The organism is Curtobacterium sp. MCSS17_011 (assembly GCF_003224275.1).
GTDB lineage: Bacteria > Actinomycetota > Actinomycetes > Actinomycetales > Microbacteriaceae > Curtobacterium.
Window position 1 is genome coordinate 18,188 of the sequence record NZ_QKLE01000029.1, and the last position, 21,070, is coordinate 39,257.

The 21,070-nt window shown below is 70.5% G+C and carries 18 protein-coding genes; 10 read left to right on the forward strand and 8 right to left on the reverse strand.

Annotation, left to right across the window (positions count from 1 at the left end):
- The first annotated feature begins 59 nt into the window (after positions 1 to 59).
- The 5 genes from dut (at position 60) to dxs (ending at position 7,173) form a co-directional block, all read left to right on the forward strand.
- Positions 60 to 551, forward strand: a complete 492-nt coding sequence (gene dut / locus DEJ17_RS15105) for a dUTP diphosphatase (protein ID WP_110895005.1) — start codon at positions 60 to 62, stop codon at positions 549 to 551.
- Entirely contained in the window at positions 548 to 1,270 is a 723-nt protein-coding gene (locus DEJ17_RS15110) for a DUF3710 domain-containing protein (protein WP_232536646.1), read from the forward strand. The genes dut and DEJ17_RS15110 overlap by 4 nt, the downstream gene beginning before the upstream one ends.
- 32 nt (positions 1,271 to 1,302) lie before the next feature.
- The gene (locus DEJ17_RS15115; RefSeq protein WP_110895006.1) at positions 1,303 to 2,118 is read left to right on the forward strand and encodes a DUF3159 domain-containing protein; all 816 of its coding nucleotides are present in this window, start codon (positions 1,303 to 1,305) and stop codon (positions 2,116 to 2,118) included.
- Between the two features lie 128 nt (positions 2,119 to 2,246).
- On the forward strand, positions 2,247 to 5,102 hold the full coding sequence (locus DEJ17_RS15120; protein WP_110895007.1) for an aconitate hydratase: 2,856 nt from the start codon (positions 2,247 to 2,249) through the stop codon (positions 5,100 to 5,102).
- A gap of 133 nt (positions 5,103 to 5,235) precedes the next feature.
- Positions 5,236 to 7,173, forward strand: coding sequence for a 1-deoxy-D-xylulose-5-phosphate synthase (gene dxs, locus DEJ17_RS15125; RefSeq protein WP_110895008.1), 1,938 nt, complete (start codon positions 5,236 to 5,238; stop codon positions 7,171 to 7,173).
- Positions 7,174 to 7,279: 106 nt separating this feature from the next.
- On the opposite strand, the gene DEJ17_RS15130 is transcribed toward dxs, so the two are convergent.
- The 4 genes from DEJ17_RS15130 to DEJ17_RS15145 all read right to left on the reverse strand — a co-directional run bounded on the left by DEJ17_RS15130 (position 7,280) and on the right by DEJ17_RS15145 (position 12,634).
- The gene (locus tag DEJ17_RS15130) at positions 7,280 to 9,418 is read right to left on the reverse strand and encodes a 3-hydroxyacyl-CoA dehydrogenase NAD-binding domain-containing protein (protein WP_110895009.1); all 2,139 of its coding nucleotides are present in this window, start codon (positions 9,416 to 9,418) and stop codon (positions 7,280 to 7,282) included.
- 2 nt (positions 9,419 to 9,420) lie between these two features.
- Positions 9,421 to 10,638, reverse strand: coding sequence for a thiolase family protein (locus tag DEJ17_RS15135; RefSeq protein WP_110895010.1), 1,218 nt, complete (start codon positions 10,636 to 10,638; stop codon positions 9,421 to 9,423).
- A 128-nt stretch (positions 10,639 to 10,766) separates the two neighbouring features.
- Complete coding sequence (locus DEJ17_RS15140) at positions 10,767 to 12,056, reverse strand: HRDC domain-containing protein (RefSeq protein WP_181421237.1); 1,290 nt, start codon at positions 12,054 to 12,056, stop codon at positions 10,767 to 10,769.
- Positions 12,053 to 12,634 (reverse strand): DUF3000 domain-containing protein, encoded by a 582-nt coding sequence (locus tag DEJ17_RS15145; RefSeq protein WP_181421239.1) that lies wholly within the window; start codon positions 12,632 to 12,634, stop codon positions 12,053 to 12,055. Before DEJ17_RS15145 ends, DEJ17_RS15140 begins: the two co-directional genes overlap by 4 nt.
- Positions 12,635 to 12,657: 23 nt before the next feature.
- Between DEJ17_RS15145 and DEJ17_RS15150 the strand changes: the two genes are divergently transcribed.
- Positions 12,658 to 13,881 carry an alpha/beta fold hydrolase gene (locus DEJ17_RS15150; protein ID WP_071244565.1) on the forward strand — a complete coding sequence of 408 codons (1,224 nt, stop codon included), beginning with the start codon at positions 12,658 to 12,660 and terminating at the stop codon, positions 13,879 to 13,881.
- A gap of 129 nt (positions 13,882 to 14,010) precedes the next feature.
- Here DEJ17_RS15150 and DEJ17_RS15155 read toward each other — a convergent pair whose 3' ends face one another.
- The 3 genes from DEJ17_RS15155 to DEJ17_RS15165 all read right to left on the reverse strand — a co-directional run bounded on the left by DEJ17_RS15155 (position 14,011) and on the right by DEJ17_RS15165 (position 15,826).
- Positions 14,011 to 14,205 (reverse strand): hypothetical protein, encoded by a 195-nt coding sequence (locus DEJ17_RS15155; protein WP_110895011.1) that lies wholly within the window; start codon positions 14,203 to 14,205, stop codon positions 14,011 to 14,013.
- Between the two features lie 254 nt (positions 14,206 to 14,459).
- Positions 14,460 to 14,918 (reverse strand): SufE family protein, encoded by a 459-nt coding sequence (locus DEJ17_RS15160; RefSeq protein WP_110895012.1) that lies wholly within the window; start codon positions 14,916 to 14,918, stop codon positions 14,460 to 14,462.
- Positions 14,915 to 15,826 carry a sulfurtransferase gene (locus DEJ17_RS15165; RefSeq protein ID WP_110895013.1) on the reverse strand — a complete coding sequence of 304 codons (912 nt, stop codon included), beginning with the start codon at positions 15,824 to 15,826 and terminating at the stop codon, positions 14,915 to 14,917. Before DEJ17_RS15165 ends, DEJ17_RS15160 begins: the two co-directional genes overlap by 4 nt.
- A gap of 155 nt (positions 15,827 to 15,981) precedes the next feature.
- Between DEJ17_RS15165 and zapE the strand changes: the two genes are divergently transcribed.
- Positions 15,982 to 17,004, forward strand: a complete 1,023-nt coding sequence (zapE, locus tag DEJ17_RS15170; protein ID WP_110895014.1) for a cell division protein ZapE — start codon at positions 15,982 to 15,984, stop codon at positions 17,002 to 17,004.
- 147 nt (positions 17,005 to 17,151) lie between these two features.
- A complete protein-coding gene (locus DEJ17_RS15175) occupies positions 17,152 to 18,426 on the forward strand; it encodes an ammonium transporter (protein ID WP_110895015.1) in 1,275 nt (424 codons plus the stop codon).
- Between the two features lie 189 nt (positions 18,427 to 18,615).
- Here the strand turns inward: DEJ17_RS15175 and DEJ17_RS15180 are convergent, their stop codons facing one another.
- A complete protein-coding gene (locus DEJ17_RS15180; protein ID WP_110895016.1) occupies positions 18,616 to 19,587 on the reverse strand; it encodes an aldo/keto reductase in 972 nt (323 codons plus the stop codon).
- 99 nt (positions 19,588 to 19,686) lie between these two features.
- On the opposite strand from DEJ17_RS15180, the gene DEJ17_RS15185 reads away from it, so the two are divergent.
- Both DEJ17_RS15185 and DEJ17_RS15190 read left to right on the forward strand, forming a co-directional pair.
- Positions 19,687 to 20,094 (forward strand): ChaB family protein, encoded by a 408-nt coding sequence (locus DEJ17_RS15185; protein ID WP_110895017.1) that lies wholly within the window; start codon positions 19,687 to 19,689, stop codon positions 20,092 to 20,094.
- A 68-nt stretch (positions 20,095 to 20,162) separates the two neighbouring features.
- A partial coding sequence (locus DEJ17_RS15190) for a beta-ketoacyl-ACP synthase III (protein ID WP_110895018.1) occupies positions 20,163 to 21,070 on the forward strand: 908 nt, incomplete at its 3' end.

Below are 21,070 nucleotides of genomic sequence, written 5' to 3' on the forward strand. Positions count from 1 at the left end.
CCATTCGATCACGAGCGAGCGAGGTCACGGAACGGTCACGGCTGCACTACCCTCGTCACGTGACCGAACCAGTCGACGTCCTCTGGACCGGGGAGCACGCCCCCGGCCACGCCCACCCCGGCGACGCGGGTGCCGATCTCGTCTCCACCGAGGCCTTCGTGCTGCAGCCGGGGAAGCGACACCTGGCCGCAACGGGTCTGCGCATCGCGCTGCCCGAGGGGTACGCCGCGTTCGTGGTCCCGCGGAGCGGCCTGGCGGCGAAGCACGGCATCACGATCGTGAACAGCCCCGGCACCGTCGACTCCGGCTACCGCGGGGAGATCAAGGTCGCCCTGCTCAACACCGACCAGACGGAACCGTACGAGGTGCACATCGGCGACCGCATCGCCCAGTTGATCGTGATGCCGGTGCCGCAGGTGACGTACACCCGAGTCGACGACCTGCCGGACAGCGTCCGCGGACAGGGCGGGTTCGGCTCGTCGGGCTACGGTGACCGGAGCGACGCCGTGACCGGTGCCGCCGCAGACGCTCAGGAAGGAACGCGCGCATGAAGTTCGGCCGACGCAAGCGGGACGAGGTCGAGGTGGCGGACGCCGTCACCGACGACATCGAGGTCGCGGACACGTCCCCCGAGGTCGACATCGCGACGGATGCCGACGCGGACCTCGACGAGGTCGACGCGGTCGCCCCGACGGACAAGTCCGCGCCCGAGGACCGGGCCGAGAACGGCCCCCATGACGAGACCGAGGCGAACCTGGTCCGCCCCTACGTCGACCTGGGCGGGGTGAAGGTGCTCCCGCGCGAGGGCCTGCACCTGCGCCTCGAGGTCGAGGAGGGTTCGCAGCGCGTCGTCGCGGTCGGGCTCGACTACGACGAGTCCACGCTGCAGGTCCAGCCGTTCGCGGCGCCCCGGTCCACCGGCCTGTGGCACGAGATCCGCGCCCAGATCGCCGAGCAGATCGAGCGCCAGGGCGGTGTGGTGACCGAGGTCGACGGCCCGTTCGGCCCGGAACTCCGCGCGTCCGTCCCGGTCGCCGTGGACGGCGACGGCGGTACCGCCGGCTCCCGCCCGGCCCGCTTCGTCGGCGTCGACGGCCCGCGCTGGTTCCTGCGCGGTGTGATCGCCGGCAAGGCCGCCGAGCAGCCCGACGACGCGAGCGAGATCGAGGAGCTGTTCCGCAGCGTCGTGGTCGTCCGCGGCACGACGCCGATGCCGCCGCGGGACCTGATCCCGCTGCACATGCCCAAGTCGACGCAGACCGCGATCTGACCGACTGACGACCAACCCCGCCTGGAGGCCCGGTGCCGGACCACGACGACACCCCACGACCCGAGACGGTCGGGTCCGACCCCGCTGCACCGGCGGTCGAGCCGTCTGCGGTGCCGGCTGTGGCTCCGGCGGCTGAGCCGTCGGTGGCGCCGTCGTTCTCCGCGCAGTTCCGCGACGCCGTGCAGAACGCCGGCATCGCCCGCGTCGCGCCCGGCGAGGCACCGTCCGGTCGGGCGCTGCTCGGCGCGGTCGGCGGGGTTCGCGGGCTCGCCGAGTCGGTGCTGCCCGGGTTCGCGTTCCTGGTCGTCTACGCGATCACGAAGGAGCTCGTGCCGAGCGTCGTGATCCCGGTGGCGGTCGGCCTGGTCTTCGTGGTGCTCCGGCTGCTGCAGCGGCAGTCGGTGACGATGTCGTTCGCGGGCATCCTCGGCGTCGCGGTCTCGGCCGGCCTCGCGCTCATCACCGGCCGCGCGGAGAGCAACTTCATCCCCGGGATCGTCATCAACGCCGTCTGGCTCGTCGGGCTGCTGATCACGCTGACGATCCGTTGGCCGCTCATCGGGCTCGTCGTCGGGTTCCTGTTGCCTGCGAACGAGGACGGCTCGCACGTCGACTGGCGTGCCGACCCCGTCAAGCGCCGCGTGCTGACGGTCGCCACCTGGATCTGGGTCGGGCTGTTCGCGGTCCGGCTCGCGGTGGAGGTCCCGCTGTACCTGACGGCGCAGGTCGAACTGCTCGCCGGGCTGAAGCTCATCCTCGGCGTGCCGCTGTACGCGGCGGTGCTCTGGGTGACGTGGCTGCTGGTCCGCACCGTGTTCGTCCGACGCGACGACGTCGCCCCGGTGTAGAGTTCTCTCGATATCAAGATAGTTCTCGCAGGGCGCGCACGCGTTCTCGGGATTAGGTTTGCCTTGCTGGTGGGACGGTCCACGGCCCGCGAGGATGAGGGCAAACCGATCAGTAGGGAGGCGGCACGGTGGCTGCAGTCAATAGCTTCGGCTCGAAGGACACACTGTCGGTTGGGGGTGTCGACTACGCGATCCACCGGATCGACTCGGTTCCCGGGCACGAGAAGTTGCCCTACAGCCTGAAGGTGCTGCTCGAGAACCTCCTCCGCACCGAGGACGGCAAGAACGTCACCGAGGGGCAGATCCGGGCGCTCGGCTCCTGGAAGCCCGACGCCGAGCCCGACACCGAGATCCAGTTCTCGCCGGCGCGCGTCGTCATGCAGGACTTCACGGGTGTGCCGTGCATCGTCGACCTCGCCACCATGCGCGAGGCAATGGCGGACATCGGCGGCGACCCGAACAAGATCAACCCGCTGTCCCCGGCCGAGATGGTCATCGACCACTCCGTCATCGCCGACCTGTTCGGCAGCACGGACGCCCTGCAGCGCAACACCGACCTCGAGTACGAGCGGAACGGTGAGCGCTACCAGTTCCTCCGCTGGGGCCAGACCGCGTTCGAGGACTTCAAGGTCGTCCCGCCGGGCACCGGCATCGTGCACCAGGTGAACATCGAGTACCTGGCGAAGGTCACCTACACGCGCGACTTCGACGGCGAGACCTACGCGTACCCGGACACCCTGGTCGGCACCGACTCGCACACCACGATGGTGAACGGCCTCGGCGTGCTCGGCTGGGGCGTCGGCGGCATCGAGGCCGAGGCCGCGATGCTCGGGCAGCCCGTGTCGATGCTCATCCCGAAGGTCGTCGGCTTCAAGCTCTCCGGTGAGATCCCGGCCGGCGTGACCGCGACCGACGTGGTGCTCACCATCACGCAGGAGCTCCGCAAGCACGGCGTCGTCGGCAAGTTCGTCGAGTTCTACGGCGAGGGCGTCGGCGCCGTCCCGCTCGCCAACCGCGCCACCATCGGCAACATGTCGCCCGAGTTCGGTTCGACGGCAGCGATCTTCCCGGTCGACGACGTCACGCTGGACTACCTGCGGCTGACCGGTCGCGACGAGGCGCAGATCGCCCTGGTCGAGGCGTACTCCAAGACCCAGGGCCTGTGGCACGACGCCTCGGTCGAGCCGAACTACTCCGAGTACATGGAGCTCGACCTCTCCACGGTCGTGCCGTCCATCTCGGGCCCGAAGCGTCCGCAGGACCGCATCGAGCTCTCGAAGGCCAAGGACCAGTTCGAGGTCGACCTCGCCAACTACGCGAGCATCGACCACAGCGAAGAGGACAAGGCCGTCGCCGACACGTTCCCGGCGTCCGACCCGGTGGCCGCGGGCCCCGGCGACGAGCACGCCGTGGACGACCTGCAGGACGCCCCCGGGTCCGAGGTACCCGTGCACGCATCGAGTGCGCCCGGCACCGTCTCGAAGCCGACCTCCGTCGCCATCGCCGACGGCGACCCGTTCACCATCGACCACGGTGCCGTCGCGATCGCCGCCATCACGTCGTGCACGAACACGTCGAACCCGTCGGTCATGATGGCAGCGGGCATCCTCGCCCGGAACGCCGCGAAGAAGGGCCTCACCGCGAAGCCCTGGGTGAAGACCACCCTCGCGCCCGGGTCGAAGGTCGTCACCGACTACTACGAGAAGGCCGGCCTGACCACCTACCTCGAGCAGCTCGGCTTCTACACGGTCGGCTACGGCTGCACCACCTGCATCGGCAACTCGGGCCCGCTGCCCGAGGAGATCTCGCAGGCCGTGCAGGACAACGACCTCGCCGTCACCGCGGTGCTCTCGGGCAACCGCAACTTCGAGGGCCGGATCAACCCCGACGTCAAGATGAACTACCTGGCGTCCCCGCCGCTGGTCATCGCCTACGCCCTCGCCGGGTCGATGCACTTCGACTTCGACAAGGACGCCCTCGGCACCGACCAGGACGGCAACGACGTCTACCTGACCGACATCTGGCCCGACGCGGCCGAGGTGCAGCAGGTCATCGACGAGTCGATCGACACCGAGATGTTCACCCACGAGTACGGCTCCGTGTTCGAGGGCGACGACCGCTGGAAGAACCTGCCGACCCCGACCGGCGACACCTTCGAGTGGGACGAGGAGTCGACCTACGTCCGGAAGCCCCCGTACTTCGCTGGGCTCACGATGCAGCCCGACGCAGTGTCGGACATCTCCGGCGCCCGGGTGCTCGCGAAGCTCGGCGACTCGGTCACGACCGACCACATCTCGCCGGCCGGTTCGATCAAGGCCGACAGCCCCGCCGGCCAGTACCTCGCCGAGCACGGCGTCGACCGCAAGGACTTCAACTCCTACGGCTCGCGTCGCGGCAACCACGAGGTCATGATCCGCGGCACGTTCGCGAACATCCGTCTGCGCAACCAGCTGCTCGCGTCAGCCAACGACGGCGCTGGCGTGGAGGGCGGCTACACCCGCGACTTCACGACGCCGGACGGTGCGCAGTCGTTCATCTACGACGCCTCGCAGCACTACCAGGAGCAGGGCATCCCGCTCGTCATCTTCGGTGGCAAGGAGTACGGCTCCGGCTCGTCCCGTGACTGGGCGGCCAAGGGCACGAACCTGCTCGGTGTCCGTGCGGTCATCACCGAGAGCTTCGAGCGGATCCACCGCTCGAACCTCATCGGCATGGGCGTCGTCCCGCTGCAGTTCCCGGCGGGCGAGACGGTCGAGTCCCTCGGGCTCGACGGCACCGAGGTCGTCTCGATCTCCGGGCTGACCGAGCTGAACGAGGGCCGCACCCCGAAGACGGTGCACGTCACCGCGACGCCGAGCGAGCACTCGCCGGCCGGCAAGCAGCCGATCGAGTTCGACGCGGTCGTCCGTATCGACACCCCCGGCGAGGCCGACTACTACCGCAACGGCGGCATCCTGCAGTACGTGCTCCGCTCGCTCGTCTGAGCGACGTGCGCACGGGTCGCTGACGCGACCACAGGACGGACGGGAGGCCCGTGGCGACACCGCCACGGGCCTCCAGTCCGTCACCTGGTACCGGGAATAGGGTGATGGCTTGGTACCCACGAAAGGAGCGCCCGTGAGCCTGCTGAGCAGCATCACGTCGCCGCGCGACCTGAAGCGTCTCTCCGACGCGCAGATGACCGACCTCGCCGCCGAGATCCGACGCTTCCTGGTCGCCGAGGTCGCGAAGACCGGTGGGCACCTCGGGCCGAACCTGGGCGTCGTGGAGCTGACGCTCGCGATGCACCGCGTGTTCGACTCGCCGAACGACCCGTTCGTCTTCGACACCGGGCACCAGTCGTACGTGCACAAGCTCGTCACGGGGCGCCAGGACTTCTCGAAGCTGCGCGAACGCGGCGGCATCGCCGGCTACCCGCAGCGGAGCGAGTCCGAGCACGACATCGTCGAGTCCTCGCACGCGTCGTCGTCGCTGTCGTGGGCCGACGGCATCTCCCGCGCGTTCGGGCAGACAGGGCAGACCGACCGCACCGTCGTCGCGGTGGTGGGGGACGGCGCCCTCACCGGCGGCATGACGTGGGAGGCGCTCAACAACATCTCCGACGACAACGACCGACGCCTGGTCATCGTCGTCAACGACAACGGCCGCTCGTACGCCCCGACGATCGGTGGCATGGCGCGGTTCCTGAGCTCCGTGCGCACCCGCCGCGAGTACCGGGCCCTGTACGAGGGCACGCAGGCCGTGGCGGCGCGGTTCGGCGCTCCGGGTCGTGCGGTGTACCGGGGCATGCGCGGGGGCCTGCACGGCTTCCTGTCGCGGCTGACGAACAACGAGGCGCTGTACTCGAACCTCGACATCAAGTACATCGGCCCGGTGAACGGGCACGACCAGCAGGCGATGGAGGCAGCACTCCGGCAGGCCAAGGAGTACGGCGCTCCCGTGATCGTGCACGCGATCACCGAGAAGGGCCACGGTTTCGAGCCCGCCCTGCGCGACCAGGCCGACCAGTTCCACGCCGTCGGGCACATCGACCCGGAGACGGGGGAGTCGCTCGACGCCGCATCGGGGCCGTCGTGGACCTCGGTGTTCGCGTCTTCCTTGGCCGATGCCGGTGCCTCGGACCCTCGGATCGTCGCCATCACGGCGGCGATGCTCCGGCCGACCGGGCTCCACCTGTTCCAGGAGCAGCACCCCGACCGCGTGTACGACGTCGGCATCGCCGAGCAGCACGCCGTGACGACCGCTGCGGGCCTGGCCTACGGGGGACTCCACCCGGTCGTGGCGCTCTACGCGACGTTCCTGAACCGCGCGTTCGACCAGGTGCTGATGGACGTCGCCCTGCACAAGGCCGGCGTGACGTTCGTGCTCGACCGTGCCGGGATCACCGGTCCGGACGGCCCCTCGCATCACGGTATGTGGGACCTCGCGCTGCTGCAGGTCGTGCCCGGGATCCGGATCGCCGCGCCACGCGACGCCGCGACCCTGCGTGAAGAGTTCCGCGAGGCGACCGCCGTCGACGACGCCCCCACCGTACTGCGCTGGTCGAAGGGGCAGGTCGGACCGGACATCCCCGCGGTCCGTCGTCTCTCCGATGGTGTGGACGTGCTGCACGCCGCTGCCGACGACGTCGAGGACGTGCTCTTCGTCGCCGTGGGGTCGATGGTGCCGGTGGCACTCGAGGCCGCGGCGCTGCTCGAGGCGCAGGGCATCGGCGTCACCGTCGTCGACCCGCGATGGGTGGTCCCGATCCCGGGCTCGCTCATCGAGCTGTCGCGCACCCACCGGCTCGTGATCACCATCGAGGACGGCGTCCGCGTCGGCGGCGTCGGGACCCGGCTGCGGCAGGACCTGCGGGCCGCCGGGGTCGACACCGGGGTGAACGAGCTCGGGCTGCCGGACGCGTTCATCGACCACGCGACGCGATCGCAGATCCTCGCCGACGCGGGGCTGACGGCGCAGGCCATCGCCCGCGACGTCATCGATCAGGTCGTCGGGACGAAGTTGCCGCAGGCGAAGCCCGCGCGCTCCCGCGAGTCGGCGGCGTCCGACCGCTGACGGCGCGGTCCGGCCCGGTCCCGGTCAGCAAGACACCGGTGTTCGCGCTCCACGCCGCGGTTAGCGGGTGTTCGGTGCGCGAACACCGGTGTTTTGCGTGATGGGTCTAGCGGGAAGCGGGGCCGACGATCCGCGGGTCGTGGAAACTCGCGCCGAAGACACGCTCGGACGCGCCGGAACGGTCGAGGTACGGGCTGATCCCACCGGCCTGGAACGGGTAGCCGGCGCCGAGGATGAGCCCGAGGTCGATCTCCTCGACGTGCTCGACGACCCGGTCCTCGAGCATGCGGTGCAGCTCGTCGGCCAGGGCGTCCTCGAAGCGGCGCTGCATCTCGGCAGCGTCGACCGGTTCCGCGTCCTTCTTGGACGGCGCGACGAGCTTCACGGCGGCGGGGTCGTACCCGGTCGCGTTGCCCTTCTTGTCGCGGATCAGGATGTTCCCGTGCTCCGCGATCCGCTTCAACCCGTCGCCGGGGTAGAAGCGCTCCGGCCAGGCCGCGTGGTGCGAGTCGAGCACGTGCGCGCCGACCGGCAGCCCGACGAGTTCGAGCAGCTCGAACGGTGACATCGGCAGACCGAGGGGCGCGGCGCCCTGGGCGACGGTGTCGAACGAGGTGCCCTCTTCCACACCGCGCATCGCCTCACCGAGCACCCGTGCGAGCACCCGGTTGACGACGAAGCCCGGCTGGTCCGCGGTGATGATCGCGGTCTTCTTCAGGGTCTTCGCGACGGCGAGGGCGGTGACGAGGGCCTCGTCCGAGGTCTTCGCCGCGCGCACCACCTCGAGCAGCGGCATGACCGCGACCGGGTTGAAGAAGTGGAAGCCGACGAGTCGCTCCGGGTTCGTGAGCACCGACGCCATCTCGTCGACGGAGAGCGACGACGTGTTCGTGGCGAGGATGGCATCCGGTGCGATGACCTGTTCGATCTTCCGGAAGACCTCTTGTTTGACGGTCATCTCCTCGAAGACGGCCTCGATCACCCAGTCGGCGTCGGCGAAGGCGTCGTAGGACACCGACCCGCTGACGAGTGCGGTGATGCGGTTCGCGTCGTCGGGGGAGATCCGTCCCTTGTCGAGCAGCTTCGCGACCTCGCCGCGGATCCGCTCGACGCCGGCGTCGACCCGGGACTGGTCGACGTCGGTGATGACGACGGGGACGCCCAGGCGTCGGGCGAACAGCAGCGCGAACTGCGACGCCATCAGCCCGGCGCCGAGGACGCCGACCTTCGTGATCTTCTTCGGTTCGACGCCCTCGGGAGCGCCGACGGGCTTCTTCGCACGCTTCTGCACGAGGTCGAAGGCGTACATGGACGCCGCGAACTGGTCGCCCGAGATGAGGTCTGCGAGGGCCTCGTCCTCGTCGGCGAAGCGCTCGTCGAGTGAACCCGACTTGGCGGCGGCGACGAGGTCGAGCGCCCGGAACGGCGACTTCGGCACGGTGCCGATCTTCGACGCGACCTGTCCGCGGGCGACCTTGACGACGGTGCCCCAGGCGGCCTTCTCGAGCATGCCCGGCTCGTTCTTCCGCACCACCTTGGTCGTTCCGGTGATGACGCCGTCCGCCCACGCCACGGCCGAGGGCAGGAACGTGACGGACGGGACGAGCACGTCGCCGATGCCGATCTCGACCGCCGCCGGGCCGTCCATCAGGCGGTTGTTCTTGAGGGGGTTCTCGACGATGACGCGGAGCGCGCGCTCCGGCCCGATCAGGCGCGGGAGCAGCGTCGCGCCACCCCAGCCGGGGATGATGCCGAGGAACACCTCGGGCAGGCCGATGCCCTGCGCCGCGGACGAGAACGCCCGGTAGGTGCAGTGCAGGGCGATCTCGAGCCCACCGCCGAGCGCCAGGGTGTTCACGAACGCGAACGAGGGCACCCCGAGGTCGGTGAACTTGCGGAGCGTGGCGTGCCCGAGGGCGGCCAGGTCGTGGGCGGCCTCGCGCGACGGGACCGCCGCCGCCTGCGACAGGTCGGCCCCGGCGGCGAAGCAGTACTCCTTGCCGGTGACGGCGACGCCCTGGATCGTGCCAGCGGCGGCCTCGGTCTTCAGGGTGTCGAGCACGCCGGACAACTCACGGAGCGTGCGGGGTCCGAGGGTGTTCGGCCGCTTGTAGTCCTTGCCGTTGTCGAGTGTGATGAGCGCCAGCGTGCCACCCGAGGGCATCGTGACGTGCTTGACGAACGAGTGCGTGACGACCTCGTCCTCGCTGAGTTCGGCCAGTCGGTCGTTGTCGACGATGGTCATGGTCACGCCCCCTTCCGAGCCGAACGCTCGGCCGACTTGCTGTGGTTCGGGTTCTCCCAGATGACGGTGCCGCCCTGGCCGAGCCCGATGCACATCGTGGTGATGCCGTACTTGATGTCCGGTCGCTCGGCGAACTGTGCGGCGAGCTGGTTCATCAGCCGGACACCACTCGACGCGAGCGGGTGGCCGACGGCGATCGCGCCGCCCCAGGCGTTCACGTTCGGGGAGTCCTGGGCGATGCCGTAGTTGTCGAGGAACGCGAGCACCTGGACGGCGAACGCCTCGTTGATCTCGAACAGGCCGATGTCGTCGATCGACAGGCCGGCCTTGGACAGGGCCTTGTCGGTCGCGGGGACCGGGCCGACGCCCATGACCTCGGGCTCGACCCCGGCGAAGGCGAACGAGACCATGCGCATCTTCGTCGACAGCCCGTGCTGCTTCGCACCGTCCTCGGACGCGAGCAGGCTCATGGTCGCACCGTCGTTGAGACCGGCGGCGTTGCCGGCGGTGACCCGCCCGTGGGGCCGGAACGGCGTCTTCAACGCGGCCAGCGCCTCCAGGGTCGTCCCCGGCCGCGGCGGCTCGTCGGTGCTGACGACGTCCCAGCCGTCGCCCTTGTTGACCTCGACCGGGATGACGTCCGGCTGGAGCTTGCCGTTCGCCCAGGCGGCGGCGTACCGCTGCTGGGACTGGACGGCGTAGGCGTCCGTGCGGTCCTTCGTGATCGCGGGGAAGCGGTCGTGCAGGCGCTCGGCGGTGGCGCCCATGACGAGGGCGTCGCTCGAGACCATGCGCTCCGCGACGAAACGCGGGTTCGGGTCGGCGTTGAAGCCCATCGGGTGCCGACCCATGTGCTCGACACCACCGGCGATCGCGATGTCGGCGGCGCCGAAGGCGATGGCGCCGGCGAGCGTCGTGACGCTCGTCATGGCACCGGCACACATGCGGTCGATCGCGTAGCCGGGCACCGACTTCGGCAGGCCCGCGAGCATGCCGACCGTGCGCCCGAGCGTCAGCCCCTGGTCACCCTGCTGCGTGGTGGCCGCGACGGCGACGTCGTCCACCGCTGCGGTGTCGAAGGTGTTCCGGTCGAGCAGTCCGCGCATCGCGTGCACCGCGAGGTCGTCGGACCGGGTCTTCCAGAACACCCCCTTCTCGCCGGCTCGTCCGAACGGAGTGCGAACGCCGTCCACGAACACGACGTCTGATGCCTTTGGCAATCCGGGCCTCCCAGATCCTCTTCGATCGGGCCGGAACGCAGGTCGCTCCGGCCTGGCCGGGCCTCGCCCGGCGACCCTCCCGACGCTATGCCCCCAGCCTGGGCGGCCGCATGCCGGTTGGGCAGTTCCTACGACTCGTCGTCGTCCGTCGCCGCGGGCCGCTGTGCAGCAGCGACAAAGGCCGACGCGATGATCGACGCGAGTTCCTCGACCTGCCACGGGCGGGCGTCGTGCTCGGCGAGGGCTGCGCCGACCAGCTCGGTCGACGGCGGCGACGGCGGGGCCCACGACACGAGCCGGAGCGTCTCCGGCGTGAGCAGGTTCTCGAGCGGGATGTCGAGCTCCTCGGCACGCTTCGTCACCGCGGCGCGCGCGGCCTTGTACCGGCGGTCGGCGGCCGGGTTGCGGTCCGCCCAGGCGCGGGGCGGGGGCAGCGTCGCCTCGCCGGCACCGCGCAGACGGGGGAGGTCCTCGGTGGTGCGACCTTCCTCGACGGCGGCCCACCAGCGGTCGAGCTCGGATCGGCTGGCGCGGCCCGTGAAGGCCTTCAGCGCACCGAGTTCGGCGCGGGACTCGGGCGCGGCGGCCGCCGCGGCGACGATGGCGGCGTCGGGGATCGTGCGCCCGGGGGCGATGTCCGCCTGGCGGGCGTACTCGTCACGGGCGAGCCAGAGCGACCGGGCGATCGCCAGTGCTCGCGCACCACGGAGCGCGTGCATGCCGGACAGGCGACGCCAGGGCTCGGCACGGGCGGGCTTCGGCGCACGGTGCAGGACCGCGTCGAACTCCTCTTGAGCGATCCTGGTCTTGCCGGCCTCGTCGAGCTTCTCGGCGAGGGCGTCGCGGAGGTCGGGCAGCAGTTCGACGTCGAGCGACGCGTAGACGAGCCACGACTGCGGCAGGGGACGGGTCGACCAGTCGGCGGCCGAGTGCGCCTTGGCCAGGGTGATGCCGAGCAGCTGCTCGACGACGGCGCCGAGTCCGACGCGCGGGAACCCGGCGATGCGGGCGCCGAGCTCCGTGTCGAAGATGCGCGTCGGGACGAGGCCGACCTCCTGCAGGCACGGCAGGTCCTGCGAGGCGGCGTGGAACAGCCACTCCTCGTCGACGATGGCGGCCTGCAGCTCCGAGAAGTCGCCGATCGGGATGGGGTCGAACAGGAACGCACCGGCCCCGCGGCGGAACACCTGGATCAGGTACGCGCGCTGCGAGTAGCGGTAGCCGCTAGCGCGCTCGGCGTCGACCGCGACGGGGCCGTGGCCGGCGGCGATGGCGGCGACCGCCTCGAGGTAGTCCTCGCGTGTGTCGATGACCTTGACGGCGTCGTGCGACGCCTCGAAGGCGGGGCTGGCGGCGGCGGCCGGAGCGGCCGAGCCAGCAGCGGGGCCAGCGGCGTCCTGGGGAGCGGGGTCGGTCACTTGGCGAGCCTCCTCGGGGCCAGCAGGGTCACGCCGTCCGAAGCGGGAGGCAGACCGGCGAGCATGGCGACGATGTCCTGCCAGGCCCGGACGTGTGCGGTGAGGTCGTCGCCGCGTGGTGTCCACGACGCGCGGAGTTCCAGCTGTGCGCCGTCGCCCTGTGCGGCGAGGTCGCCGTACCCGCGCGAGATGATCTTGGTGGCCGTGCCCGAGGCGTGGTCGTACGTCGCGCCGTGCGACTCGAGCGCGTCGACGAGCCAGCTCCAGGTGACGTCGGCGACGAACTCGTCGACGCCGATCTCCGGCTCGAGCGGCGCTTGGGCGAACGAGACGACACGGAACGGGCCGCCCCAGCCCTCGGGTTCTTCGGGGTCGTACAGGGCGATGAAGCGGCCGGTGCCCAGGTCCGACTCGACCCCGTGCGCGGTACCGGACACGTCCGCCGCCAGGGCGATCGAGAACGGTGCGATCCGGGTCGGCGACGGGATCTCGGTCACGGTGGTCTCGGCACGGCCGCTGCCGCCGGACACGAACGCGCGGAGCCGCGCGAAGGCGTCGGGCTCTCGGGTTTCGGACACACATGCAGACTAGGCTCCGGGCCATGTCCCGATCCGCGCGACCCGCCGAGGACGTCGTCCAGGAGACCGCTCGATCGGCCGGGTTCATCGCACTCGGCGCCGGTCTGGCAGCTGCCGCGGTGGGGACGGCCGTCATCGGTGGCTTCGTCGCCGCCGTCGCCCGCGCCGTGGTCACCCCCGACCGCAAGCGCAACGAGCGCGTCCCGATCCACGCCGTCGACCCCGTCCGGAAGACCGTCACGATCGAGCGCACGGCCGACACCGAGCTGCAGGGCCGCTACTCGCTCTGGTTCGGCGGCGGCACCGGCCACATGCGCGTCGGCGAGGTGCTCGGCACGACCGACACCACCGTCACGCGCCGCATCATCGCGATCGACGCCGGCGACCCGACCGCCGCCCGTCGCGGTCGCTGGGGCGGCTGGTTCTACCTGACCCCCGGCGAACTCGATGTGCCCGTCGAGGACGTCGACATCCCCACCCCGAACGGCCCGGCTCCCGCGTGGGTCGTCCGCGCCGACGACCCGGCAGCGCCGTGGGCCGTCCTGGTGCACGGACGCGGCGTCACGCGTGCCGAGACGATCCGCGCCGTCCCGGTGTTCCGCGCCGCCGGGTACTCGGTGGTACTCGCCTCGTGGCGGAACGACGGTGTCGCCCCGCCGAGCGTCGACGGCCGCTACGGCCTCGGCAGCACCGAGTGGGAGGACGTCGACTCCGTCCTCCGCTGGCTCACCGCGCAGGACGCCCAGAGCGTCGTGCTGATGGGCTGGTCGATGGGCGGCGCGGTCGTGCTGCAGACCCTGCTCCGCTCGCGCTTCGCGGGCCTGGTCGACGGGGTGGTGCTGGAGTCCCCGGTGGTCGACTGGCACGCCGTGCTGAAGTCACAGAGCCAGCTCCTGCGCCTGCCACGTCCGGTGCGCAAGGTCGCGCAGCGCCTGCTCCGGACTCCGGTGCTGCACCGGCTCGCCGGGCTCCAGGCACCTGTCGACCTGCGCGAGCTCGACATGGTCACGCGCTCCGACGAGCTCACGGTGCCGATCCTGCTGCTGCACAGCGACGACGACGGCTTCGTGCCGTCCTCGGCCTCGCACGACCTGGCCCGCGCACGGCCCGATCTGGTGCGGCTCGAGATCCAGACCACGGCCCGGCACACCAAGCTCTGGAACCACGACGCCGACTGGTTCGACGCCCGGATCCTCGCGTGGCTGACCGAGGTGGTCCAGCGGCGCGGGGCGACCAGCGCGCGGTAGACGCGACTGAAGGGCGGACGGGAGGCGCGTGGCGACCCCGGCACGGGCCTCCCGTCCGCCGTTGCGTCCGTTCGGTCGCTTCGTGAGCAGAAATGGTCGGGTCGCCTTCCGACACCCGACCATTCCTGCTCACCAAGCGGGTGGTGCGGCGATCGTTCCGTTGCCCTCTGTCGTCTCGGCCTGGGGCGAGAGGCCACCGACGCTCATGGCGGCGAGGACGTCGACCCCGCCGACTTCGACGACGCGGTCCGGGAGCCCCACCGTCGTCTCGTTGGTGACCGCTCGGAGATGATCGATCGAGATGTGCTGGGGTGCAGCCGTCACCGTCGGATCTCCGCCGACGACGGGCTGTGTCGGTACCGGACCTCACCGTCGGTCAGGGCGTCGATGTCGACTCGTGCGCGCCCCGGTTCGCTGTAGTGCCAGGACGGACGACGGCTGGTCGACCAGCCCTCGAGCAACTCACCCGAGGCGAACCGGATGGCGATCCGCGCGCCCGTGACTGCACCGTCCCCACCGACGGACGGGAGGCGCGGTGCCAGCTGGCACCGCGCCTCCTGTCCGTCAACGGGTCGCGTCTACGCGACTGCCGCCTGCACCTGACGCTGCACACGACCCAGCATGCCCACCATGCCGCGGATCCGCAGCGGGCTGACCGCCTCGGACAGGCCGATCGTGAGCGGGTAGTCAGCGGGGACGGCGAGCACCTGATCGACGGTCAGGCCGGACAGTCCCTGCGCCAGGATCGAGGCGAAGCCGCGGGTGGTCGGCGCCTCGCGCGGGGCGGTGGCGTGCATCCGGACCACGTCCGGCGCGTCGCCGTCCTCGCCCACCGTCACGGTGATGAAGACGGGGGACTGGCACTCCTCGACGCGTTCGAGCTCGTCCTCGTGCCCCTGCAGGCGTTCGGGCAGCGCGGGCAGCTCGTTCGAGAACTCGAGCAGGAGCTGCAGGCGGTCCTTCTGGCCCAGGGCGAGGAAGTCGTCGCGGATCTCGGCGAGGGTGGCGGGGAGTGGTGCGTCGGTGCTGGCGTTCATCGGTTCGGAACAGTACCCGGCTCGGATCCCTGCACGATGGGGACGCGGACGGCGCTGCCCCACTCGGTCCACGAGCCGTCGTAGTTGCGGACGTTGTCGTAGCCGAGCAGGTGCTGCAGGACGAACCAGGTGTGGCTCGAGCGCTCACCGATGCGGCAGTAGGCGATGACCTGGTCGGCGTCACCGATGCCGGCGCCGTCGCGGTACACGGCGTCGAGCTCGTCGCGCGTCTTGAAGGTGCCGTCGGGGGCGGCGGCCGTCGCCCAGGGGATGTTCACGGCGGTGGGGACGTGGCCGCCGCGCAGCGCGCCCTCTTCCGGGTAGTCGGGCGCTGTCGTGCGCTCCCCGCTGTACTCCGGGGCGCTGCGGACGTCGATGAGCGGCTTGCCGAGGTGCGCGAGGACGTCGTCCTTGAAGGCGCGGACGGGCTCGTCGTGACGCTCGACGACGGGGTACTCGACGGGCGTGACCGGGGTCTCGTCGGTGGTCAGTGCGCGGTCCTCGGCGATCCACTTGCCGCGACCGCCGTCGAGCAGGCGGACGTCCTCGTGGCCGAACAGGGTGAACACCCAGAGGGCGTACGCCGCCCACCAGTTGTTCTTGTCGCCGTAGATCACGACCGTGGTGTCGCGGCCGATGCCCTTGCCGCCGAGGAGCTCGGCGAAGGCGGCACCGTCGATGTAGTCGCGCTGCACCGGGTCGTTGAGGTCGGTGTGCCAGTCGATCTTCACGGCGCCCGGGATGTGCCCCGTCTCGTAGAGCAGGACGTCCTCGTCGGACTCGACGACCACCAGGTCGGGGGCGCCGGCCCCGGCGTCGAGTTGCTCCTGCAGCCACTCGGTGGAGACGAGGCGCTCCGGGTGCGCGTAGGCGGCGAACTTCTCGGACGGGTCGACCGGTGCGGTCATCGGGGGTACCTCCAGGGGTGCGGGGGAGCGTGGTGCGGGGCGAGCGTGGTGCCCGGGTGCGTGCTGCCGGCGCCGGACTAGGATCGGGCGTCGGTGCCTGTGGGCAACGGTACGCGGACGTACCGTGCCCCTGCCGCAACGTGACACCCCACGACATGCTTCCCGGAAGGGTTCCCCGATTGCCCGCTCACCTCGTCGACCGTGATCCCCAGGTGACGCCGCAGCAGATGGCTGCGGCGCTCGTGCCCCCGCCGCAGTTCACGGAAGCGTCGTTCGACTCGTACCGGCCGGACCCGGACTACGACTCGCAGGCCTCGGTCCGCGATGCCGTCGCCGCGTTCGTGGCCGCCGGTCCGACCGAGTCCCCGCGGCGCGGGCTGTTCGGGCGCCGGAAGCAGTCGGCGGAGCCCGCGGCGAAGTCCGGCGTGTACCTGGACGGCGGGTTCGGTGTCGGCAAGACCCACCTGCTCGCAGCCGCCTACCACGCGGCCACCGGGCGGAAGACGTTCGGCACCTTCATCGAGTACACCGCACTCGTGGGCGCCCTGGGGTTCCAGGGGACGGTCGACCTGCTGCGCGGCACCGCACTGGTGTGCATCGACGAGTTCGAGCTCGACGATCCGGGCGACACGATGGTGATGACCCGGCTCATCAAGGAACTGACCGAGACCGGCACCCGCTTCGCCGCGACGTCGAACACGCCCCCGGGAGCCCTGGGCGAGGGGCGCTTCGCGGCGCAGGACTTCCTGCGCGAGATCCAGGCGATGTCGGACCGGTTCGACACCATGCGCATCGACGGCCTGGACTACCGCCGACGTGCCGTGGACGAGTCCGCGCAGGTGGTGTCCGACGTGCCCGCCGCGCTGCCGTCCGGCACCGTGACGCTCGACGACTTCGGTGCGGTCGTCGCGCACCTCGGTTCCGTGCACCCCTCGAAGTACGTCGCGCTGGTCGAGGACCTCGACGCCGTCGGGCTCACCGACGTCCGGGCCTTCACCGACCAGACCGACGCGCTGCGCTGGGTCGCCCTGGTGGACCGGCTGTACGACGCCCAGGTCCGGATCGTCGCCTCGGGGACCCCGCTCGACCAGGTGTACCCGGACGTCATGCTCGAGGGCGGCTACCGCAAGAAGTACCTGCGCGCGGCGTCCCGCGTGGTGGCGCTCACCCGCGCCTGACGGCCCGGTGAAACACGACGTTTACAAACGGTGCGGTCGCGTTACATCCGCGAAACAGTTCGTGCTCCCTCGTGAAACCTCGCCTCGCCAGACTCTGTGACACCCGAGGCGGTCCAAGAGCCGCTCGTGCAATCGAGAGGTGAGCAGATGCTTGATCAGGGCAACACGACGTTCGTGTTGGTGATGGCTGCGCTGGTGTTGTTCATGACACCCGGCCTGGCCTTCTTCTACGGCGGCTTGGTGAAGGCCAAGTCCGTCATCTCCATGATGATGATGTCGTTCGGTGCGATCGCGCTCGTGAGCGTGCTCTGGGTGGTCTACGGCTACGCGATCGCCTTCGCCAACCACGGCGACGGCACGGCGGTCTCCGGCGTGGTCGGGTTCTTCAGCATCGACTGGAACCAGATCGGCCTCGGCCAGGCCTTCGAGGAGGCGCAGTCCTCGAACATCCAAGCGGCGTACCCGTCGATGGCCTTCGTCGGGTTCCAGGCGACGTTCGCGATCATCACCGTCGCGCTCATCTCCGGCGCCATCGCCGACCGCGCCAAGTTCGGCGCGTGGATGGTCTTCGCCGGCGTCTGGGTCACGGTCGTCTACTTCCCGGTCGCTTCGTGGGTCTTCAACCTGACCTCCGGTTGGGCCGCCACGTGGGGCGTCATCGACTTCGCCGGTGGCACCGCGGTGCACATCAACGCCGGTGCGGCGGGTCTCGCCCTGGCGATCGTCCTCGGCAAGCGCGTCGGCTTCGCCAAGGGTGCGCACAAGCCGCACAACCCGCCCTTCGTCCTGCTCGGTGCCGCCATCCTGTGGTTCGGCTGGTTCGGCTTCAACGCCGGTTCCGAGGGCGCAGCTGACGGCATCGCCGCGATCGCCTGGGTGAACACCCTCGCCGCCCCGGCCGCTGCCATCCTCGGCTGGCTGCTCATCGAGAAGCTCAAGGACGGCAAGGCCACGTCCGTCGGCGCTGCGTCCGGCGCCGTCACCGGCCTCGTCGCCATCACGCCGGCCTGCGCCAACCTGACCCCGGGCTGGGGCATCCTGCTCGGCTTCCTGGCCGGCATCGTCTGCTGCTTCGCGATCGACTGGAAGTACCGCCTGGGCTTCGACGACTCGCTCGACGTCGTGGGCGTCCACCTGGTCGGCGGCATCTTCGGCACGCTGTTCCTCGGCTTCTTCGCCAACGACACCGGCCTGATCTACTCCGGCTCGTTCGAGCAGCTCGGCAAGCAGGCCACCGCGGCACTCGCCGTCGGCATCTACTCGTTCGTCCTCGCCTTCGTCATCGGCTGGATCATCGAGAAGACGATGGGCTTCCGCGTGAAGACGGAGGACGAGGTCGCCGGCATCGACACCGCCGTCCACGGCGAAGAGGGCTACGTCCTCTACGAGCAGACCGACGACACCCCGGTCAGCGTCCGCTAGCAGACCGGCACCACCCGCACGACGACGGGCCCCGCGCACACAGCAGCGCGGGGCCCGTCGTCGTGTCGTTGGTCGCGTTCTCGACGTGACCACGCCACGGGAGGCGCGGCCCGGGTCGGACCCGCACCGCGCCTCCCGTCCGGTGGTCGCGTCAGCGACCCGTTGGTTGCGTTGGTTCCGTCAGCGACGTCACCAGGCGTAGTCCTCGGGCGATGTCTCGTGGCCGGGGAAGATCTCGTCGAGGCGGTCGAGCGCGCGCTGGTCGAGACGGATGTCGACGGCGCGGACCGCCGACTCCCACTGCTCCATGGTGCGGGGGCCGGTGATCGGGGCCGTCACGCCGGGCTGGTGGAGCAGCCACGCGAGGGCCAGCTCTCCGGGCGTGTGGCCGAGCTCCTTCGCGAACGACTCGTACGACTGCAGCTGGTCGCGGTGCGCGTCGACGTACTCGGCGCTGCGGCCGGACAGGCGACGGGAGCCGTTCTCGGTCTTCTCGATGACACCACCGAGCAGGCCGCCCTGCAGCGGCGACCAGGGGATCACGCCGAGGCCGTACGCGCGGGCCGCGGGCAGGACCTCGCGCTCGACGTCGCGGACCACGAGGTTGTAGATCGACTGCTCGCTGACCAGGCCGAAGGTGTTCCGGCGCTTCGCGGCCTCCTGCGCCTGGGCGATGTGCCACCCGGCGAAGTTCGACGAGCCGACGTAGAGGACCTTGCCCTGCTGCACGGCGACGTCGACGGCCTGCCAGATCTCGTCCCAGGGCGTTGCGCGGTCGACGTGGTGGAACTGGTAGAGGTCGATGTGGTCGGTCTGCAGCCGCTGCAGGCTCGCGTCGAGTGACTGCCGGATGTTCAGGGCGCTGAGCTTGCCGCCGTTGGGCCAGTCGATCATCTCGCCGTAGACCTTCGTGGCGAGGACCGTCTTCTCGCGGCGGCCGCCACCCTTGGCGAACCACCGTCCGATGATCTCCTCGGTGGCACCCTTGCCCACCGAGCCGCCGTAGCCGTTGGCGGTGTCGAAGAAGTTGACGCCGAGCTCGTGTGCCCGGTCCATGATCGCGTGCGAGTCGTCCTCGCTGGTCTCCGGGCCGAAGTTCATCGTGCCGAGCACGGCGCGGGAGACGGACAGACCGGTGCGACCGAGGTGTGTGTAGTCCATGGTTCGGGTCTACTCGTGACGCGCTTCGGGCGCCAGGCCCTGGGAGTACCGGTCGGGGCGTAGGGAGTAGTCAGGATGTGTCCACGAGAGGAGTCACCAATGCCAGCGAAGGACGAGATCCCCAGCACCCTGCAGCGGTCCCCGGAACACGCGCAGGAGATCTTCGAGAAGACACTGGACTCGGCGAACGAGTCGTACGGCCCGGGCGAGCGTGCGCACCGCACGGCGTTCGCCGCCGTGAAGCACGAGTACGAGAAGGTCGGCGACCACTGGGAGGAGAAGGAGTCCTCCGGCCCGTCCGACGCAGGCGCTGCCGGTTCCGGTGCTTCGGGCTCGCGTTCTTCGGGGAAGACCGAGGGCGGTGTCGACGCGAACGCCTCGAAGGCCCACCTGATGGACGTCGCGAAGCGGCTCGACGTCAGCGGTCGCTCGAAGATGACGAAGGACGAGCTGGTCGAGGCGATCGGCAAGGCGAACGACCGCGCGACCGCTGCTGCGCGGAAGTGATCCCGGTGGGGCGCGGTGCATACCCCGGTCGGCATGCGGCGGTGGGGTGAGGGGGTAACGTGCCGACGATGAACATCCCAGCACTCCGCGGCAGCCGGATCCTCGGGTTCGGACACCACCAACCCGAACGCGTCCTGACCAACGACGAGCTCTCGACGATGGTCGACACGAACGACGAGTGGATCCGCACCCGCACCGGGATCCAGACGCGTCGGATCGCCGGGCCCGACGACACCGTGACGTCGATGGCGATCGAAGCCGGTCGCCGTGCCCTCGCCGACGCCGGGGTGTCGCCGTCGGCCGTCGGACTCGTCATCGTCGCGTCCACCACCCACCAGGACCGTGCGCCGTACACGGCGGGCCGGGTCGCCGCCGCCCTCGGCATGACGAACGGCCCCGCGCCGATCGACATCAACACCGCGTGCAGTGGCTTCGAGTACGCGCTCGGGCTCGCCGACCAGTCCATCCGCACCGGCTCAGCCGACGTCGCGCTCGTCATCGGGTCCGAGGTGCTGTCCGGCATCGCCGACTGGACCGACCGTTCGACCTGCGTGCTCGTCGGCGACGGGGCCGGTGCCGCCGTGCTCGGGGTCGCCGAGACGCCCGAGATCGGCCCGGTGTCGTGGGGGAGCGTCCCGCACCTGCTCGATGCCGTCCGCGTCGAGGGGTCGCCGGGTCGCTTCAACCAGGAGGGCCGCTCGATCTACCGGTGGGCCATCACCGAGGCCGAGGGGCACGCTCGCAAGGTCGTCGAGGCCGCCGGGCTCTCGATGGACGACATCGAGGTGTTCGCGTTCCACCAGGCGAACCTTCGGATCATCGAGCCGCTCGTCACCGCGCTCGGCGGGGAGTCGAAGTTCGTCATCCGTGACGTCGTCGAGTCCGGGAACACCTCGGCCGCGAGTGTGCCCCTCGGGCTCTCGAAGGCGTGGGAGCGCGGTGATCTGCCGGAGGGGGTGCCGGCGTTGCTGTTCGG

Bases quoted from the DNA above. Each gene is read 5' to 3' on its own strand.
- DEJ17_RS15110 (WP_232536646.1), top strand. From the start codon at position 548: ATGAAGTTCGGCCGACGCAAGCGGGACGAGGTCGAGGTGGCGGACGCC.
- DEJ17_RS15130 (WP_110895009.1), bottom strand. From the start codon at position 9,418: ATGACCATCGTCGACAACGACCGACTGGCCGAACTCAGCGAGGACGAG.
- DEJ17_RS15150 (WP_071244565.1), top strand. From the start codon at position 12,658: ATGTCCCGATCCGCGCGACCCGCCGAGGACGTCGTCCAGGAGACCGCT.
- DEJ17_RS15160 (WP_110895012.1), bottom strand. From the start codon at position 14,918: ATGAACGCCAGCACCGACGCACCACTCCCCGCCACCCTCGCCGAGATC.
- DEJ17_RS15165 (WP_110895013.1), bottom strand. From the start codon at position 15,826: ATGACCGCACCGGTCGACCCGTCCGAGAAGTTCGCCGCCTACGCGCAC.
- zapE (WP_110895014.1), top strand. From the start codon at position 15,982: ATGCTTCCCGGAAGGGTTCCCCGATTGCCCGCTCACCTCGTCGACCGT.
- DEJ17_RS15175 (WP_110895015.1), top strand. From the start codon at position 17,152: ATGCTTGATCAGGGCAACACGACGTTCGTGTTGGTGATGGCTGCGCTG.
- DEJ17_RS15180 (WP_110895016.1), bottom strand. From the start codon at position 19,587: ATGGACTACACACACCTCGGTCGCACCGGTCTGTCCGTCTCCCGCGCC.
- DEJ17_RS15185 (WP_110895017.1), top strand. From the start codon at position 19,687: ATGCCAGCGAAGGACGAGATCCCCAGCACCCTGCAGCGGTCCCCGGAA.